The following is an 18,639-nucleotide window of genomic DNA, read 5'->3' as shown; positions in this document are numbered from 1 at the left end:
GACCATGGGCAAAACACTGGTTGTCGGCGCCGGCGGCGTATCCCACGCAGCCGTGCACAAAATGGCGATGAATTCAGATATATTCACCGAAATCACGCTGGCCAGCCGCACGAAATCGAAATGCGATGCCATCGCAGCGGCCGTCAAGGATCGCGTTGGCGTGGATATCAAGACCGCCGAACTGGACGCCTACAAGGTCGAAGATACGGTCAAACTGATCAAGGAAACCGGTGCTGAAATCCTTGTGAACCTCGCCCTGCCCTATCAGGATCTGGTGCTGATGGATGCGTGCCTCGAGGCCGGAATCCACTATCTCGATACCGCGAACTACGAGCCCGAGGATGAGGCCAAGTTCGAATACCACTGGCAATGGGCCTATCAGGAGCGGTTCAAAGCGGCGGGCCTGACCGCCATCCTCGGCTCGGGCTTTGATCCGGGCGTGACATCCGTGTTCGCCAAATGGCTGAAGAAACACAAGCTGGAGACAATCCGCCAGATCGACGTTCTGGATGCCAATGGCGGCAGCAACGATCAGGAATTCGCCACCAACTTCAACCCCGAAATCAACCTGCGCGAAGTGCTGGCCGAGGTCCGCCACTGGGAAGGTGGCGCGTGGCAACACTCCCCCGCCATGACCCACAAGGTCGAGTTCGACTTCCCCGCCATCGGCCCCAAAAACATGTACCTGATGTATCACGAGGAACTGGAGTCACTCAGCACCCACTTCCCCGAAATCGAGCGCGCCCGATTCTGGATGACCTTCGGCGACGCCTATATCATGCACGCCAAGGTACTGGAAAATGTCGGCATGACCCGCATCGACCCGGTGATGCATGACGGCAAGGAAATCATACCTATCCAGTTCCTGAAAACCCTTCTGCCCGATCCCGGCGATCTGGGCGCGGAAACCAAGGGCAAAGCCTGCATCGGCGACATCGCCACAGGTCAGGCCAAGGATGGCTCGGGCGAGAAGACCTTTTACATCTACAACATCTGCGACCATGAGGAATGCTACGCTGAGGTCGGCTCCCAGGCCGTCAGCTACACCACTGGCGTCCCCGCCATGATCGGCGCGGCACAAGTGCTGAAAGGCAACTGGCGCGAACCCGGCGTGTGGAACATGGAACAACTCGACCCGGATGACTTCATGGACATGCTGAACAATCACGGCCTCCCGTGGCAAGTCCACGAACTCGACGGCCCAGTCGAGTTCTAGATCCGGAACTTCATCTGGCCAAAAATATCCCGGGGGGTCCGGGGGGCTGGCCCCCGGCCTCTCCACAATCGGAGACGCCCGATATGTCTGACATGATGACCACCCAAGCCGGCGACGCCGGTGCCTTCCGTAATTTCGATCTTAACCGCGTCCCCACCCCTTGCTTCGTGGTCGACGAAAAAGCCGTCGAACGAAACCTGACCATCCTCTCAGACATCGGCACCCGGTCAGGCGCGCATGTTCTCAGCGCGCTCAAGGCGTTTTCGATGTTCTCTCTGGCCCCGCTGGTGCGCCAGCACCTTGGTGGCACCTGCGCCAGCGGCATCTACGAAGCGCGTCTGGGCCGCGAGGAATATGGTGGCGAGGTCGCAACCTTCTGCGCCGGGTACAAGGACGCGGATATCGACGAGATCCTGTCGCTGTCGGACCACATCATCTTCAACTCTCCAGCGCAAAAGGATCGGTTTCTGAGCAAGGCCGAAAGCGCCAAAGTTCAGGTCGGCCTGCGCATCAACCCAGAACATTCCGAAGGCGAGATACCCAAATACGACCCCTGCGCGCCCTGCTCGCGCCTTGGCACACCGGTCAGTCAACTGACCGCCGAAACCTTGAACGGGGTTGATGGCCTGCACATGCACACGCTCTGCGAACAGGGGTTCGAACCGCTGCAACGCACGTGGGCGGCAATCGAACATAAGCTCAAACCCTTCCTCAGCCAACTCAAATGGCTGAACTTCGGCGGCGGGCACCATATTACCCGCAACGATTACGACCGCGGCGGGCTGGTGGGTTTCATCAAAGCCATCCGCACCGAATACAATATCGACATCTACCTCGAGCCCGGCGAGGCCGTCGCCTTGGACGCGGGTATTCTGGTCGGAGAGATCCTCGACCTGCCGACCAATGGCATGAGTCTTGCGATCACCGATATCTCCGCCACCTGTCACATGCCCGACGTGATCGAGGCCCCCTATCGCCCCGCCCTGATGGACGAGGCCGCAACAGGCCATACCTACCGTCTGGGTGGCCCCTCATGCCTCGCGGGCGACGTGATCGGCGACTACACGTGGGACAAGCCGCTGGAAATCGGCCAGCGTTTTGCCTTCCTCGATCAAGCGCATTATTCGATGGTCAAGACCAACACGTTCAACGGCGTTCCCCTGCCCACCATCGCCCTGTGGAATAGCGATACGGACGACCTGAAAATCATCCGGCAGTTCGGCTATGACGACTTCAAAGAGAGACTCTCATGAGCATCTTCCTCGACAGCGAACTTACCGCCGTGGAACGCAGCGAATCCGCCCGCTTTCGCGTGATCCCCGTGCCGCTCGAACGCACCGTGTCTTATGGCGCGGGCACGGCCAAGGGCCCCGGTGCCATCATCGAAGCCAGCAATGAGTTGGAGCGCATTACCGGCCATGCCGAACCCTGCGTCGAGGGGATCTTTACCGAACCCCCGCTGGACTGCGACGGCCCGCTGCCCGAGGTGATGGAACGGCTGGCCCAACGCACCGAGGCCGCCATTCGCGCAGGCAAGGTGCCGGTCACGCTGGGCGGAGAGCATTCGCTCAGTTACGGCGCGGTAATGGGCGTGGCACGGGCGCTTAACCAACCCATAGGGATCGTGCAGATCGACGCCCACGCCGATTTGCGCAACGCGTATCAGGGCGAGAAACACTCTCACGCGTCGGTTATGCACCTGCTGGCCGAGCAAGGCGTCAAACTGGCCCAATTCGGCGTCCGCGCCTTTTCCACCGAAGAAGCCCAAAGCCGTCTGAAAAACCACGTCTTCCACGTGGATGCCGAGGAGTTGGTCACCGGCAATATCCACGCGGTCGACCTGCCCGAGGATTTTCCCGAACTGGTCTATGTCAGCTTTGACGTGGACGGTTTGGACCCATCGCTGATGCCCGCCACCGGCACCCCGGTTCCGGGCGGGCTTGGATATTACCAAGCCCTGCGCCTGGTCGAACACGCCCTGAAGGGCCGCAAATGCGTAGGCTTCGACGTGGTCGAGCTGGCCCCCGACGGCAATGCAGCGTGGGACTTTACCGCGGCACAAATCGTCTATCGACTGATGGCAGCCTGTTAACCCTCGGACGTTTCATTCAGTTCCATGTGCCCTTCACCCTTGCTCAGGACGCGGCGCAACATAGGCTCAAAGAACTCCAACGGTTTGGTCGGATAGTCCGGGTCAAACGCCTTCTGATCGTATTCGTGGCAGAAATAGCGGCAGTCCTCCCAGTACGGGCTGTCGCGGTACTTGTCGCGGGCATTACGATCTCCGCCCCAATGATGATTGTAGTAATACCCTTGAAAGACACAGTGATGTTTCAAAATCCAATAGGTCTTTTCGCTGACATAAGGCTTCATCATTGCGGCTGATAACTCACCATGATTGTAGGGGGACAGAATATCGCCAGTGTCATGGATCAAGGCCGCTACGACCAATTCCTCATCCGCGCCATCCTCATAGGCGCGGGTCGCGGCCTGAAGACTGTGCTGGTAGCGATTCACCGGATAAGGCGTCCAATCTTCGTCCAGCGAGCGGATCGCATCCAGAATTCGCTCGGGCAGAGCGGCGTTATAGGCCTCTTCATATTCGATGACGGCATCCCAGTCGGCTTTGGTCGCCTCCTCGAAACTGGTCCAGGTGGGTTTGTTGCTTTTGTCCAGCATCGCGCGGTCCTTTGGCTGATTTGTTCAGCGAGGATAGCGCAAACTGCTTGCCCAAAAAAATGAATTGATTTTATCACATCAATCAAAAAATACTTTCAATATGCAAACCAAAGCCCTTGAGACCTTTCTATGCGTTGCCGAGTCAGGAGGCTTTCACGCGGCGGCCCGCAAGCTGAACATCACCCAGACGGCTGTCAGCGCCCGTATCCGATTGATCGAAGAAGAAACCGGAAAGCCCCTATTCACACGCGGTGCCGGGGGTACAAGGCTGACAGAATTCGGACGCCAATTCCGACCCTATGCGGAACAGATGCTGTCGCTTTGGTCCTTTGCATCCCGCGATCTGCCTGCACAAACACAGAACCGGATCGCTTTGCGGTTAGGTGCGCAACTCAGCATTTGGGACCCCTTGCTGGTCGACCTCGCGGTGCGCTTTGAACAGCGTCTTGGGCAAATTCTGCTGACGCTGAATTATGATCACGATCTGAACATGGTCGACGCCGTGGCGACCCATGTACTTGACGCTGCGCTGACACATGAAAAACCAACAGATGCGCGGGTTGAGTGTAAGGAACTTGTCCCAGAACGGTTGATATTGGTTCAGGCAACAACCAACCTGCACGATCCCGTCTTCGTTAATCTGGAATTGGGCGAGGTCTATCAGGATCACATTCGGTCAATCGCGCGACAGGCGTCGACTCAATCGGTCTTTCTGGGAAACTGCATGATGGCCCTGCGCTATATCCTCAAGAGGGGCGGAACCGGCTATTTCCCCGAATATCTCGTTGCTGAGTATTTACACGCTGGCGATCTATGCCGCGTGATCGGTTCGCGCGACCTTTTGCTGCCTGTTTACCTGATCGCCCGGAAGAACAGCCCAGCCCTGGAAAGTGTTCTGGGGTGCGTGACAGACCTTAGAGGAGCAAGCTAGGCCGCAGTCGGCATTGGTGTCGCATTTCGTCGTCTGGTCCGCAAAAGCGGGCGTCCTGCGATCAACAGAAACACGCACGAAATCAAGATGCCCAAAATCGCTGGTAGATAAAGCAATATCCACAGATCCGGATCGTCGATCACGACAGGTGACACAAATCCCCGAACGCCCTCGAGCAGAACCAGAATCGTAAACGCCCCGAAAATCTGCGGCCACAGCCCAAACCTTGAGAAACTTCCCAACATCAAAGTGGCATATCCGGCCATCGCGACTGCCACGCATATGGCAATCCACGAAAACCTCTGATGCAGTTCGTCGATCAACTCACCTTCGCTGAACTCCCCTGCCGCGATAATCTTGTCCCGGCTTTGCAAAAGCTCGAGGGTGGGAATGGCTTCGAGACTGCGATTATTTATCCGGTTGGTGTTTGTCATCCCAGAGATGTCATAAGACGCGTCCTCAAACAGTGTCGAAGACAGCGTTCGCCCATCTTTGGTCAACCGCAAAGCGACCCCGTCCACCATCACAAGGTGTATCCCCTCGCCACTATTGACCAGATAGGCGGTTTTACTTGAGTAGCTGACCGGATTATCCTCATCCCGACGGTCAGAGACGAACACCTCGTACAGCGTCCCGTCCAGGTCAATCCGCCCGATATAAACCGTCACACCAACCGCGGGGTGCATAAACTCACCCTCATTCAATAGCTGGGCGGTGACATCGCCTGCGACCTCGGCCTGACGTCGTTCAAGCTGATCAACGGACGCGGGGCGCAGGAACACACTGATCGCAGCCATCATCAGCCCGGTTATCAGCCCAAACAGAAACACGGCGCGCGCCAACCGCCACGGGCTGGACCCGGTGGCCAACATGACCGTAAGTTCGCTTTCCCGGCTCAGACGATTGGTGGCATAGACGGCGGCGGCGAACACCGCCATCGGCATCACGGTTCGTATCAGGGTGGGAAGGGTCAGGGCGGTGAACTCCAGAAACACCATAGCCGACTGCCCGCCGCTGATCACACGGTCAAACAGGCTGACCGAGCGGGTGATCCAGAAAACACCCACCAGAACCAGGGTGAAAAAGCCGAACAGAATCAGCAGTTGCCGCAGGAAATAGCCATCGAAGCGCGACATGAGACTCCATCCGTCTGATCAAGTTCCCGCCGACAGTATTGTATTCGGAAAGCCGTGGAAACCGCGTTTGGACACTCGGCTGAATTTTACCTCAATCCGGCAGCAGGTGAATTGTCAGATAGCACAAAAGCTGAAAACCACCCTGAACCATATGGTTTTCTTCCAGATCGAATTTCATGACCGTCTGATCAGACAGAAAGAACGCAAGCCACAGGCCAATTGACACAACAAAGGCCGTATCCACGCGTTTGATCCAAAGCTTCCTGTTCTGATAAGGCGTTGCAACTGCTATCAAAAACAGCAAGGCCGCAATCAAAGCCCAAGCGATGATACCGATAAACAAGGCGATATCCACGGCCGGAGTCGCTCCGAACTGCTCAAGTGTTTTTTGCAGGAACGGATAGTTGTGCCCATCGAACCACGGCGTAGACGTGTACCCAAGCAGCTCCAGACCACCGACAAAGTCGGTGAGGAACGCAAAGGCCCACCATACGAACCAGAACGCAACAAGGCTTTGTTTAAAGAAAATACGCATGGATTGCCCCCAAGACAGCAAAAACTCATCAAGAACGCGACCAACACTACTTGATTTGCTGAAAATTTAGAAATTCCGGTCAGAATGCTACGGTGCCGACGGCACAGGCTCGCCTGAGATTTTGAGGGAAATGGCAGGGGCAGCAGGGTTCGAACCCGCGACCTACGGTTTTGGAGACCGTCGCTCTACCAACTGAGCTATACCCCTAAGGTGCGCCTCAGATATGCCAGCCGCGCGGCGGACTCAAGAGGCTTTTTGAGATTCAGCCACAGTTATGTATTTCACAAACAAGTTGCGCGCGGCGTTGAGTTCTATAAGACACATTTTCGCCAACAGAAGGACGCCTGACGTGAACCTCCGCAAGAAAATTGCCGACAGCGAAGCCGTTCTGAACTGGGCGGCCCGGCGGATCGCAAGCTATATCCGGATGGTCAACCGCAATACCAAGTGGCAACGTATCGGGTACGAAGAACTTGACCAACTGGCCGATCAAGGCGAACCGGTCATCGTTGTTCTGTGGCATCAGCGACTGGCGCAGTCGCCCTATTTCTTTCCATTGGACAAGGGTCGCATCTGTTCGATCACCTCGTCGGCACGTGCAGGCAGCATGGTAGGCCGGGTGCAGAAACTGTTCGGCATGGACACGATTGCCATGTCCAGCCACAAGCGCCACGTCGCCTTGTCGCGCGAGGTTCTTGGAAAGATGAAACAGGGTATCTCGATCGGGATCGCCGCCGATGGTCCGCGTGGGCCTGAACGCGTATCTTCAACCGTGCCCCTGATCTGGGCGCGCACGTCGGGCAAACGGGTCTTTGGCATCACATTCTCAGCCAAATACGGAAGCGAGGCTGGAACCTGGGATCGCCTACTGATGCCGCGCCCGTGGCGGAACGAAGGCGTCTTTTTGTGCCGCGAATGGACGGATCCCGTTCCGCGCAAAGCGACCGAAGACCAGATCGAAGCGCTGCGCCTCAGCCTTGAAAAACATATGAACGACATCACCGCCGAGGCTGACCGGATGGTTGGGCGCGAGCCGTGGTCGCCGAAGGGCTAACCGCCCCTCAGCCTTTGCATCAGATAGATTTCGCTGCCTTCAGGGATCGGCTCGGTCAGACCGCTGGCTACAACGCGCCCGTCAATCGCGATGGACACGCCGGCATCTATCGGCCCTTGAAGCTGAGGATGTAGCCGCACCAGTTCCTGTAGCAGCTCACCCGTGGTCTTGGCATCGACCTCCACCACCTGCTGGCCCCCGGTCAAAGACCGAAGACCAGACCAGAGGTGAACCTCAACCATTGTCCCTAAGCGCGGCCAGAATGCGCGGCGGGGACATGGGCAGTTGCTTCATTCGAACGCCCGCCGCTTGCGATACCGCATTTGCGATAGCGGCCAGAGGCGGCACGATTCCTGTTTCGCCCACTCCGCGCACGCCGAACGGGTGGCCGGGGTTGGGGACTTCGACAATCACCGTGTCGATCATGGGCAGGTCGCTGGCGACGGGGATGCGATAGTCAAGGAAGATCGAGTTTTGCAGCCGACCATCCTCGCCATAGATATATTCCTCGTTCAGCGCCCAACCGATTCCTTGTGCAGCGCCGCCCTGGTACTGGCCTTCCACATAGGTCGGGTGGATGGCCTTGCCCGCGTCCTGAATGACCGTATAGCGCGTGATGCTGGTCTTACCCGTTTCCGGATCAACTTCGGCATCCACAATATGCGTACCAAAGGACACACCTGCACCTTCGGGCGTCGCCTCGAAATGGCCCGAGATCGGCCCCCCGGTGCTGCCCATATTGGCCGTGATATCAGCCAGTGGCATCGGATCGAAATCTCCGGCATTGGGGCCAGACGGGACAGCGCAACCGTTTTCCCATTTTACCGCGTCCACGGGGATGCCCCACTTGGCCGCCGCGCGTTCGCTCAGTTTCTCAACCGCATGGCGCGCCGCTTTGATGGTCGCCAGACCGCTGGCATAGGTCACGCGTGAACCGTGGCTGACATCGTTATAGCCCAGCGTCGCCGTATCCGCGATTGTCACACGGATGTTTTCATAAGGGATACCAAGCACTTCGGCCGCCATCAGCGCCATCGACGCGCGCGAGCCGCCAATATCCGGCGTCCCCACCATCAACTGCGCCGAGCCGTCCTCGGACAGGGCCAGCGACACGCTTGTCTCGCCGCCGTGGTTGAACCAGAACCCGCAGGAAATCCCGCGCCCCTGCCCTGGCTTCAGTGGGGCCGAATAATGCGGATGCGCCTTGGCCGCTTCCAGCGTTTCAACCAGACCGATCCGCTGATAGCGCGGGCCATAGCTGGCCTTGGTCCCTTCATGGGCCGCGTTTTTCAGGCGTACATCGACCGGGTCCAGACCCAGTTTCTTGCACAGCTCGTCAATCACCGACTCGACGGCAAACGCGCCCATTGGCGCACCCGGCGCACGGTAGGCGGCCTGTTTCGGACGGTTGGCCATGACGTCATAGCCGATCTGCTTGACGTTAGTCAGGTTATAAGGCGCAAAAGCGCACATGGCGGTCATGTCGCCAGGCGCGCCCGGGAATGCCCCACCCTGCAAGCGGAATACACCCTGCGCGGCGGAAATAGTTCCGTCCTTCTTCATCCCGATTTTGATATCCATCGACGCCGAAGCTGTCGGACCGGTCGCCCGGAACACCTCGGGTCGAGTCATCACAACTTTAACGGGCCGGTTGGCCTTGCGGCTGAGTGCCAGCGCGACAGGTTCGATGAATACCGTTGTCTTGCCACCGAAACCGCCTCCGATCTCGGAGGCGGTGACGCGCAATTGCGAGGTTTCGATGCCCAAAAGCGCCGCACAGGTTTTTTGCGCGATCCAGTGGCCTTGAGTGGTACACCACAGCTCACCCTTGCCGTCAGTGCCCAGCATCCCCAGACAGGCATGCGGTTCGATATAGCCCTGATGGGTGGCTTCGGTGACGAAACTGTCTTCGATCACCAGATCTGCCTCGGCGAACCCGGCCTCGACATCGCCATGGCCGCTTTCGTGATAACGCACAACGTTGGGATGCATCCCCTCGGGCACGGAATAATCCGCAGCCCCTTCGCGGATGACCGGCGCATCCGGGGCCATCGCCTTGTCCACGTCAGTGACGTGGGGCAGAACCTCGTACTCGACCTCGATCAGTTTCAGCGCGTCGCGCGCGGCCAGAGCCGATGTCGCCGCAACGGCCGCAACTGCGTGCCCGTCATACAGCGCCTTTTCCCCCGCCATGACGTTTTCCAGCACATTCCAGAACTCACCTTCCAGGCCGGGCATGAACGGCACTTCGGCGAAATCGGCGCGGGTGACGACGGCTTTGACGTCCTTCAACGCCTCAGCTTTGGACGCGTCGATCTTCACAATCCGCGCATGGGCATGGGGCGAGCGCAGGATCGCACCGTGCAGCATCCCCGGGGCTGACATGTCCGCGCCAAACTTGGCCCGGCCCGTGACCTTGTCCAACCCGTCTGGGCGGTTCGGGCGAGTGCCGACAAAGGTAAATTCTGTCTTACGATCGTCCAGAGCCATTACGACGCCTCCCGCAATTCTTCTGCCGTTTCCATCACGGCGCGAATGATCTTGTCATAACCGGTGCAGCGGCAAAGGTTGCCTGCAAGCCAGTACCTGGTTTCTTCCTCGGTCGGGTTGGGGTTCTTTTCCAGCAGCGACTTGGCCGCCACCAGAATGCCCGGTGTGCAGATGCCACATTGCAGGGCGGCATGGTCGATGAACTTCTGCTGTAACGGGTGCAGCACGTCACCATCCGCGATACCTTCGACGGTTTCGATCTGCTTACCCTCGGCCTCGGCACCCAACATCAGGCACGAACAGACCAAACGGCCATCGACGGTGACGGAACACGCGCCGCAGTCGCCGGTTCCGCAGCCCTCTTTCGCGCCGGTCAGGTTCAGCTTGTCGCGCAGACAGTCCAACAAGGTTTCACGGGGGTCGCACAGAAAATCGACCTCATCCCCGTTCACGGTGGTGGATACGTGGAGCTTACTCATGCTTTTTCTCCCTTCGCGCGGGCATAGGCGATTTTCGCGGCACGTTTGGCCAGAACGCCAGCGACCTCGGTGCGGAATGCGATCGTGCCGCGTTTATCGTCAATCGGGTTGCAGGCTGCAGAGGCCGCTGCCGCCAGCGCATCCAGCGCCGCGTCGTCCAGCGTGCTGCCGATGATGGCTTTGGCGCAATCTTCAACCAACAGCACTGTTGGCGCGACCGCGCCCAGCGACACACGCGCCTCGACCACAGTATCGCCATCCAGACGCAGGCTGACACCTACGCCGACCACGGCGATATCCATCTCGGTGCGCGGAATGAACCGCAGATAGGCGTCGCCCGCGTTGTCCCCGCGCACAGGGATATTCACGGCTGAGACAACCTCGCCCTTGGCCAGCGACGTTTTGCCGGGGCCGGTGGGGATGTCTTCGACCGCCACCTCGCGCTCACCTTTGGGGCCGGTGACCGTCACAGTCACGCCTGCCGCGACCATCGCAGGCACCGAATCCGCCGCCGGAGAACCATTGCACAAGTTGCCGGTCAGCGTTGCGCGGCCCTGCACCTGCGTGGATCCGATCAAATCCATCGCCTCAACCACGCCGGGCCAGTCGCGGCCAAGCTCGGGGTGTTCGCTCATCTCGGCGCCGGTGGCGGCAACGCCCAGCGTCCAGCTTCCATCAGCGTTGCGGGTTATGTCGCTGACACCGTCGATTTTCTTGATGTCGATCAGTGTGTCGGGCGTGACCAATTCCGAGCGCAACTGCACTAGAACATCCGTTCCGCCAGCCAGAAAGCGGGTGACGCCCGTTGCGTTTGCAGCCAGAGCCGACGCCTCGGCGAAACTGGCGGGGCTGTGATAATCCATGAAAATACCTCGCACCTGTTGATCAGGATTCACTGGGGTTCGCAGGGGACGTTAGTGCAGCACCGCCCCGGCGTCCATGGCTGGAACGACCAAATTTTGCGATTCAAAATGTCGTTTCTAAACTTCCGATCAGAGGTCGATCTCGATCACGCCATCTTTTTGCGCAGCTCGGCTTTGGCAAAGGATGATCGCCCCCTCGCGCTGCTTGTTGGACAAAACGAAATCACGGTGTTCGACCTCACCCGAGACCACGCCGCATTTACAGACCCCGCAGATGCCGTCAGCGCATTTCACATCCACATGTATACCCGCCTCATTCAACACCTGCGCGGCGTCCTTGTCTGCGGGCACGGTCAGATCGCGGCCCGACTTGGCCAGCCGCAAGGTGAATTCGTGATTCTCGTATTCGGGTTGTTCGGGGACCGAGAAATACTCCAGATGCCGCGCCTCATCGGGAAAGTCCTGACGCTCAGCCGCCTGCATCACCCCGTCCATGAACCGATCCGGTCCGCAGGTATAGACATGCCAACCGTCCTGATAGCCTTTCAAGATCACATCCAGGTCGGCGCGCGTGCCTTCGTCCGATAAATGATAATGCACATGATCCGCCCAAGGCATCCCCGCCAAGTCTTCCAGATACCCGGCCCCGGCGCGGGTGCTGGCGGAATAATGCAGTTCGAACGGTTTGCCCAAGGCGTGCAACCGATGGGCGAAGGCTATCATCGGCGTTATTCCGATCCCGCCGCCCATCAGAAAACTCTTGGTCGCGCCTTCGTCCAGTTCAAAATGGTTGATGGGTTTCGAGATGAAGACCTTGCGCCCCTCGTTGAAAATCCGGTGCAGCAGGGCCGAGCCGCCGCGCCCGTCATCCTCGCGCAGCACACCGATCTGATAGGTCATGCGGTCGGACGGGTCGCCGGACATAGAATACTGCCGCAGGAATTCCGGCGCGACCAGAACGTCCAGATGCGCGCCAGCGGTCCATTCCGGCAAAGGCGAGCCGTCCAGAGTAGAGAATTCGTACTTGGTCACATCTGCCGTCATCTTACCGACCTTCGTCAGTTCAACCCGCATCACCGGAGCATCGCCAGCAATCGCGTAGCGGTGAATCACGGACATATCACCCGCAGCTTTGCGGGCCTTGTATTCATCTGCGGTCACCATTGCCTGATACGCGGCGATCCCGGCCTCGCGGTCCATTCCAAAAGGATAGGGCCAGGGATGCGGCGCAAGATAGGCGGGGTAGACCGCAAGCGTCTGGTCTTCGTATTTCAGATCAAGATCGGTTTGCAGGTCTCGTCGGTTCAACGGATGCTCGGTCGGGCGGTAAGCGCCGTCCGATTGCACTTCGATGTCCCACCACCATTTCTTGATGTCGTTCAGGCCGCCATTGCCGACAGTGTCATCCAGTTTCGCCAACGCTGGCGCGGCCTGAGGGATGTTCATCGCGGCCCATCGGAACGGACGCTCTTTGAAAATCCCCTCAAGGTTCCACGGGCAGGTCTTCATGCACCGCCCGCACATTGCACCGCCCGGCGTGGTCACGCGGTAGGTGGCGCATTTCTGGCTGTCGGATTTCCAGATTTCATAGCCGTTGAACATCAGCTTTGGCCCGGCGGTGATCGCGCCCGAGGGACATTCGCGGGCGCATTTGTTGCAAGACTCGCAAAAGGTTTGGAGGCCGAAATCAATCGGCTTGTCATGGGCTATCGGCATATCCGTGGTCACCGCACCGGACTTCAGGCGCGGCCCGAGGTAGGGATTCAAGATCACCTCTCCGATCCGGCTGACCTCACCCAACCCGGACAACAACAGGAGGGGCGGTTGCAGCACCTCACCATCCATTACCGTATGCGCGCGGGCCTTGCACCCGAGGTTACGGATCTGCTGCGCGATCACCCCACCCAGAAGCGAGAACCGCAGATAGGCGCGCATCGACTGCGCGACGCTGATCCAGTCATCGCCGCTGGCGCCCTCCATCGTTTCATAGCCTTGGTCGATGATCATGCTGATGGCTTGGTCGTGGGGAGGTGTAATCTCTTCCCCCGTCGCATCATGAGAATACCATGCCCATTCGGGACACCGGCTGAGGCCCACCGCATCAACTCCCAGAAAATACGTGGCCGCCTTGATATTCGCGGCATTGCGTGCGGTATCGGTTGGTGGAGGCGTGTCCGCGCTTTCTCCATCCTGCAACAACACAAATGCGCCCAGCGCGCGGCGTTGCGCGAAACTGGGGGCCGCTTTGCGAACGTAATAACCGCCTTTCGCCGCGTCCTGCAGGTTTTTCCCCATGTCGCCGAATTGTGCCCGCGCGAACATGTCAGCGCGCTTGGGGACGCGGGCGACGTTTTCTTCGTCAATATACGTGGTGGGCGCGTCGACCCGCTTGAGTTTTTCAAACGGATGCGCCCCATCCACATAGCGCCGTTTGGCATAAGCGTCGCGATTCAGCGCGTTCTTGGCAAACCCCGTACCCAGCCACCAAGCGGGGCCTTGGGTGTGAAACCACGGCTGCCGGGCCATCGGCGCCAATGGCAGATCATGCGCGATCTCCATCTCGGTCGTCACGGCAGCCAGCCCGAACCGTTTGCCCAGCCATGGGGCAACTACCTCTCCGTCCTCGACCGAACACAGGCCCGCCGCGACGGCGAGCTTTCCCAGATCAACCTCGGACGACATGACCGTGTGCGCCCGCGCGTCAAACCCCAGAATGCGGATGTAATTGGCGATGACCACCGCGTTCTCGGTGGCCAGCAGACATGCGCGGTGGTCCTGCGCGTTCATGATCCAGTCGGACCCGGGTTCTTCCGGATTTGGGTCGCGGTTGTATTCGTACAGAAAGACAATCGCATGACGATGACGGTCCATGGGGCGCGGCTCGGCCTCCATGCTTTCCTTCAAATCGGCCATGATCAGGTCGATGCCGGACGCCAGCGTCTTGGTCTGGCGCGTCTTCAACGCATGGGCCAGACGGTCAATATCGGGGTTGCGGCGGGGTTCGGACAGCAATGCCTCAGCGGGAAGCGGACCGCAGCCCATCATGGATGCATCGTTGAAATATCCAAACGCCTTCAGGTGGTTGGCACGCTCTGTCGGATCTGTGGGTATCTCGGACGGCACCGGGTTCACGAACCCGTCGCGGATCGCATCCATCATCGCCTGAAACTCACCCATCGCATTCACGATACTTTCGGGCTGATTAGGGCGCTGGAAACTGAGAACCGGCATTTGACGGGCCCCAGACATATCTGGCATCGCGGTCTGCCGAGCCAGCCGTTCCAAAGGGTACGACCCCATATGTACCGGCCTGTTCCTGTCCGAGAAAAAGCGGATCCCCATCGCGTGCCTCCTGTTTGCTCAAAGTCATCTAAATCGTCATGGACCGCCAATCCATTCATGAATTATCATAGACGGCATGAGCAAAATTGATTTCACTGACCTTGATGGCAAAGTTCTGCGCGTCTTTTTGACGATACTCGAGGAGAACTCGGTCTCAAAGGCTGCGGACCGAATGGGCGTTACGCAATCGGCGATCAGCCATACGCTGGCCAAGCTGAGGCAGGTTCTGGGAGACCCTTTGTTTGTTCGTTCAGGTCAAGGCCTGATACCGACCGAACGCGCCCTGTCCCTGAAAGAACCGGTGCAAGGCGTGCTTGATGGATTGCGGGCGCTGACCGACGATCGCCCGTTCGATCCGCTATCCGAGGAATTGCACGTTCAAATCGCCACAAACGACATGCCGCGAGAGTTGATCTTCCCCAAACTGCTCCGCTTGGTCCGTTCCGAAGGTATCAGACTGCGGCTTGGCTTTATTCCCTCGGGCGTACCGGATCCGGACCTGCTGCGCAGCGACCGGTGTCAGTTGATGCTGTCCCCATTGCCACCGGATGGGCCAGACATCTTTCAAAAGCGTGTCCTCAGCAGCCCGCTGATGATCTATTACGACGGAACCCGCCGCCAGCCGCCAACCGATTGGAAAACATATTGCGAAACCGAACATGTCGAGGTGCGGTTCACGGACGGGCGCAGTTCGCGCGCGGTCATGCGGGGTGTGGACCAAAACCAGATCAGGCCCGCCACGGTCACCTTACCCCATTTCAACGCCATCCCATCCTTTGTGAAAGGAAGCGACCTGATTTCAACCGACACGGCCCTGATGAGGCACGGTCCCCTCGCCGCGTTGGATTGCGCACCGTTACCGTTTCACTGTGAACCGGTCTCGATCTACATGGTCTGGCATCAGAGGTTTGCCAATGACCCCGCGCATCGCTGGTTGCGGGGACGAATAGAAAACATAGCGGCCACGCTTCACGATTGAGACAGCAGCCAGTTCTTCATCAACGCAACCAATTCGGGCTGCCGCGGTTTTGCCGGGCTGACAACATGGAACCCAAGGTCTTCGATCAGAACATCCGACAAGGGCCGTTCAAGCCGTCCCGATGCAAGTTCCGTCGCGACCAGAGGTTCATGTGCCAGTGCAATCCCCTGCCCCGAGGCAGCGGCGTCAATGGTCAGACTCGTCTGGCTGAAACTCATAACCCGAGGCTTGCCAACCAGCCCAAGGCGTTCAAGGAACAGCGGCCACAACCCATGCGTATCGTTCAGAAGAACGTGGTCCAAAAGGTCCGCTGGTCGCGTGATCTCCCCTGCCAATTCGGGGCTGCAGACCGGAACGAACGCATTTGAAAACAAAGGGGTTGATGTCAGGCCCGCCCCAAACGGCGCTCGTCCCTGCCGCACGGCGATGTCCACGCCGTCACCCTTGAAATCCGCCAGCCGTTCCCGCGCATCAATTTTCACCGAGATGTCGGGATGCTTGTCTGTCAGATCTGGCAAACGCGGCACCAGCCACTTCGAAGCGAAGCTTGGTGTCACTGAAACAACAACCTGCTGATCGCTGGACAATTCATCCACGGCGTCTTCAATCAACCTGAACGCCCGGCGCAGTGGCGCATGAAAACGACGACCCGCCTCGGTCAGCGCCAAACCGTGCGGCAGACGTTCAAACAGCTTTTCCGCCAGTCGCGCCTCAAGCCCACGGACCTGCTGCGCCACGGCACCCTGAGTGACGCCAAGCTCCTCTGCAGCAAGCCGGAAATTCAAATGCCGGGCCGCAACTTCAAAGGCGCGGAGCGCGTTCAATGGGGGCAAGGCTGCCATCTGCCTATCCTGTAGTTTTTCTACAGCATAAAGACAGAAGAACTGATTGGTCAAACCGCCAGTCAGAGCGCATCCTTAGGGCACCAGACATCGGAGGCTTGAGATGACGAAAGTAGCGCTAATTACAGCAGGCGGCAGCGGCATGGGGGCAGATTCTGCCCGCCGCTTGGCCGCCGACGGGTTCAAGGTGGGCATCCTGTCCTCGTCGGGCAAAGGCGAGGCATTGGCGCATGAACTGGGCGGGGTCGGCGTGACCGGGTCGAACCAGTCGACAGACGACCTGCAAAAACTGGTCGATGCAGCGATGGCCCATTGGGGACGCATAGATGTGCTTGTGAATTCCGCGGGGCACGGGCCGCGCGCGCCCATTCTGGATCTGACCGATGAAGACTGGCACACGGGAATGGATGTGTATTTCATGAACGCCGTCCGGCCAACGCGGCTGGTGACGCCGATCATGCAGGCGCAAGGCGGTGGCTCGATCATCAACATATCGACTTTTGCTGCGTTCGAGCCTGACCCCGTGTTTCCAACCTCGGGCGTGTTCCGCGCTGGCCTTGCCGCCTTCACCAAGCTGTATTCAGACAAATACGCCGCTGACAATATCCGCATGAACAACGTCCTGCCCGGCTTTATCGACAGCCTGCCCGAGAACGAGGATTTCCGCGCCCGCATTCCTATGGGCCGATATGGGCGCAGCTATGATGAGATCGCCTCGGTCGTTGCATTGCTTGCGTCAGAAGGCGGGGGTTACATCACGGGCCAAAACATACGCGTTGACGGCGGCATTACCCGGTCGGTCTGAATTCAGAACCGCGCTTTGACAAAATGAGTCAACGCCGCGCCGGCCTCAAAATAGGCGCGGCGCAGGCCGGTCCAGCTTTCGCAGTATTCCGACACCATCGGGACGGGCAAGAGATCGGGATCTTCGCGCAACAGGCTTTCGGCCACCAACCGGCCAAACACGGTTCCCGGCCCGATGCCTCGCCCGGAATACCCATGGACAGAAAGCGCGTTTGGGCCAATCTCGGTGATCTTCGGGATATGATCCGAGGTCATCGCGATCCGCCCATGCCAGCCCTCAGTCAACGGCTGGTCGGACAGTTGCGGGAACAGTTCGGACAATTTGCGCCGAATCCAACGCCTGTGCGCTCCACTCCCCGCGTGTGAAAGATCGCCCATCGCACCGATAATGAACCGACCATCCTGATCGACGCGGAATGAGGTCATGATCAACCCAGTATCCCAACACCCTTCTCCGCCCGGCAAAATGCTGGCCCGCAGGTTGTCCGACAAGGGGGCGGTGGAAAACTGGAAATAGTAGACGGGGACATAAGCCGGTGCCGACGCCGCAAGGCTTTGATGATAGGCGTTTGTGGCCTGAATCACGGCTTTGGCTCGCACTGAGCCTCGTTCCGTTTCAAGCACCCAGATATCCCCGCTACGGGTCAACGATTGAACCGGGCTGCGCGTGAAAAACTGCGCCCCGGCCTCGGACGCAGCCCGTGCAAGCCCGCGCACATAGCCCAGCGGTTGAATGGTTCCGGCCCGCGGGTCAAACAGTGATCCGTGGAAAGCCGCGCTGCCTGTGCGTTGGCGCGTCTGATCGGTGGATAACAACTCAACCGGCGCACCCACTGCGCGTTGCTGCGCGTAGCGGTTTTGCAGATCTTTCAAACCCGCACCGGAATGGGCGCAATGCAGGGTTCCGTTGCGCACAGGTTCGCAATCAATCGTGTGCCGCTCGATCAGTTCAAAGACGTCGGCAGGTGCGACAGCAAGCAGGTTGATCAGGCGATCCCCTGACGCTGCCCCCAGATGTGCCCGGATATCCTCGGGTGGCAGCCACAATCCGGCATTTGCAAGACCCACATTGCGGCCTGACCCGCCATGCCCGATCTCTTGCGCCTCAAGCAAACAAACCGACGCCCCGGCACGCGCAGCGGTCAACGCCGCCGCGCAGCCGGTATACCCCCCGCCGATCACCGCAAGATCGACGGTCAGAGTATTTGTCAGCACAGTGCTTTCGACCCGTTCGCGGCAGGTCTGTTGCCAAAGGGACTGGTCGTGGTCGCGCACGGGCTGCTCCTTGA

17 protein-coding genes and 1 tRNA gene are annotated in these 18,639 nt (G+C 59.1%); 7 read left to right on the top strand and 11 right to left on the bottom strand.

Annotated elements, in window-relative coordinates:
• The first annotated feature begins 4 nt into the window (after positions 1–4).
• The 3 genes from GOV87_RS07055 to speB all read left to right on the top strand — a co-directional run bounded on the left by GOV87_RS07055 (position 5) and on the right by speB (position 3,308).
• Complete coding sequence (locus tag GOV87_RS07055; RefSeq protein WP_171211283.1) at positions 5–1,216, top strand: saccharopine dehydrogenase family protein; 1,212 nt, start codon at positions 5–7, stop codon at positions 1,214–1,216.
• Between the two features lie 83 nt (positions 1,217–1,299).
• Positions 1,300–2,469, top strand: a complete 1,170-nt coding sequence (gene nspC, locus GOV87_RS07050) for a carboxynorspermidine decarboxylase (RefSeq protein ID WP_171211282.1) — start codon at positions 1,300–1,302, stop codon at positions 2,467–2,469.
• Positions 2,466–3,308, top strand: coding sequence for an agmatinase (gene speB / locus GOV87_RS07045; protein WP_171211281.1), 843 nt, complete (start codon positions 2,466–2,468; stop codon positions 3,306–3,308). The genes nspC and speB overlap by 4 nt, the downstream gene beginning before the upstream one ends.
• Here speB and GOV87_RS07040 read toward each other — a convergent pair.
• Positions 3,305–3,895, bottom strand: a complete 591-nt coding sequence (locus GOV87_RS07040) for an HD domain-containing protein (RefSeq protein ID WP_171211280.1) — start codon at positions 3,893–3,895, stop codon at positions 3,305–3,307. The two genes, speB and GOV87_RS07040, sit on opposite strands and share 4 nt — an antisense overlap.
• 100 nt (positions 3,896–3,995) lie before the next feature.
• Here GOV87_RS07040 and GOV87_RS07035 point away from each other — a divergent pair, with 100 nt between their 5' ends.
• On the top strand, positions 3,996–4,826 hold the full coding sequence (locus GOV87_RS07035) for a LysR family transcriptional regulator (protein ID WP_171123705.1): 831 nt from the start codon (positions 3,996–3,998) through the stop codon (positions 4,824–4,826).
• Here GOV87_RS07035 and lptF read toward each other — a convergent pair.
• The 3 genes from lptF to GOV87_RS07020 form a co-directional block, all read right to left on the bottom strand.
• Positions 4,823–5,962, bottom strand: coding sequence for an LPS export ABC transporter permease LptF (gene lptF, locus GOV87_RS07030; protein WP_171123707.1), 1,140 nt, complete (start codon positions 5,960–5,962; stop codon positions 4,823–4,825). The two genes, GOV87_RS07035 and lptF, sit on opposite strands and share 4 nt — an antisense overlap.
• Before the next feature lie 91 nt (positions 5,963–6,053).
• Positions 6,054–6,497, bottom strand: coding sequence for a hypothetical protein (locus GOV87_RS07025; protein ID WP_171211279.1), 444 nt, complete (start codon positions 6,495–6,497; stop codon positions 6,054–6,056).
• A gap of 131 nt (positions 6,498–6,628) precedes the next feature.
• Positions 6,629–6,704, bottom strand: a tRNA-Trp gene (locus tag GOV87_RS07020).
• A gap of 142 nt (positions 6,705–6,846) precedes the next feature.
• On the opposite strand from GOV87_RS07020, the gene GOV87_RS07015 reads away from it, so the two are divergent.
• Positions 6,847–7,551: a DUF374 domain-containing protein gene (locus tag GOV87_RS07015; RefSeq protein ID WP_171211278.1), complete on the top strand. Its 705-nt coding sequence runs from the start codon at positions 6,847–6,849 to the stop codon at positions 7,549–7,551.
• Here the strand turns inward: GOV87_RS07015 and GOV87_RS07010 are convergent.
• The 5 genes from GOV87_RS07010 to GOV87_RS06990 all read right to left on the bottom strand — a co-directional run bounded on the left by GOV87_RS07010 (position 7,548) and on the right by GOV87_RS06990 (position 14,725).
• Entirely contained in the window at positions 7,548–7,793 is a 246-nt protein-coding gene (locus tag GOV87_RS07010) for a MoaD/ThiS family protein (RefSeq protein ID WP_170385336.1), read from the bottom strand. The two genes, GOV87_RS07015 and GOV87_RS07010, sit on opposite strands and share 4 nt — an antisense overlap.
• Complete coding sequence (locus tag GOV87_RS07005) at positions 7,786–10,041, bottom strand: xanthine dehydrogenase family protein molybdopterin-binding subunit (RefSeq protein WP_171211277.1); 2,256 nt, start codon at positions 10,039–10,041, stop codon at positions 7,786–7,788. The genes GOV87_RS07010 and GOV87_RS07005 overlap by 8 nt, the downstream gene beginning before the upstream one ends.
• Positions 10,041–10,520 (bottom strand): (2Fe-2S)-binding protein, encoded by a 480-nt coding sequence (locus GOV87_RS07000; RefSeq protein ID WP_171126237.1) that lies wholly within the window; start codon positions 10,518–10,520, stop codon positions 10,041–10,043. Before GOV87_RS07000 ends, GOV87_RS07005 begins: the two co-directional genes overlap by 1 nt.
• Positions 10,517–11,383 (bottom strand): xanthine dehydrogenase family protein subunit M, encoded by an 867-nt coding sequence (locus tag GOV87_RS06995; RefSeq protein ID WP_171211276.1) that lies wholly within the window; start codon positions 11,381–11,383, stop codon positions 10,517–10,519. Before GOV87_RS06995 ends, GOV87_RS07000 begins: the two co-directional genes overlap by 4 nt.
• Positions 11,384–11,512: 129 nt before the next feature.
• Positions 11,513–14,725, bottom strand: coding sequence for a 2Fe-2S iron-sulfur cluster-binding protein (locus tag GOV87_RS06990; protein WP_171211275.1), 3,213 nt, complete (start codon positions 14,723–14,725; stop codon positions 11,513–11,515).
• A 76-nt stretch (positions 14,726–14,801) separates the two neighbouring features.
• Between GOV87_RS06990 and GOV87_RS06985 the strand changes: the two genes are divergently transcribed.
• Entirely contained in the window at positions 14,802–15,704 is a 903-nt protein-coding gene (locus tag GOV87_RS06985) for a LysR family transcriptional regulator (protein WP_171211274.1), read from the top strand.
• Here the strand turns inward: GOV87_RS06985 and GOV87_RS06980 are convergent.
• On the bottom strand, positions 15,695–16,546 hold the full coding sequence (locus tag GOV87_RS06980) for a LysR substrate-binding domain-containing protein (protein ID WP_171211273.1): 852 nt from the start codon (positions 16,544–16,546) through the stop codon (positions 15,695–15,697). The two genes, GOV87_RS06985 and GOV87_RS06980, sit on opposite strands and share 10 nt — an antisense overlap.
• 103 nt (positions 16,547–16,649) lie before the next feature.
• Between GOV87_RS06980 and GOV87_RS06975 the strand changes: the two genes are divergently transcribed.
• Entirely contained in the window at positions 16,650–17,351 is a 702-nt protein-coding gene (locus GOV87_RS06975; RefSeq protein ID WP_171126242.1) for an SDR family oxidoreductase, read from the top strand.
• Between the two features lie 2 nt (positions 17,352–17,353).
• On the opposite strand, the gene GOV87_RS06970 is transcribed toward GOV87_RS06975, so the two are convergent.
• A complete protein-coding gene (locus GOV87_RS06970; protein ID WP_371813472.1) occupies positions 17,354–18,625 on the bottom strand; it encodes an NAD(P)/FAD-dependent oxidoreductase in 1,272 nt (423 codons plus the stop codon).
• Positions 18,626–18,639: the final 14 nt, after the last annotated feature.

Source organism: Ruegeria sp. HKCCA5426, from assembly GCF_013034585.1.
In the GTDB taxonomy this organism is placed as follows: Bacteria; Pseudomonadota; Alphaproteobacteria; order Rhodobacterales; family Rhodobacteraceae; genus Ruegeria.
The sequence above is the reverse complement of the archived record's forward strand: the minus strand, read 5'-3'. Positions and strand labels throughout refer to the sequence as shown.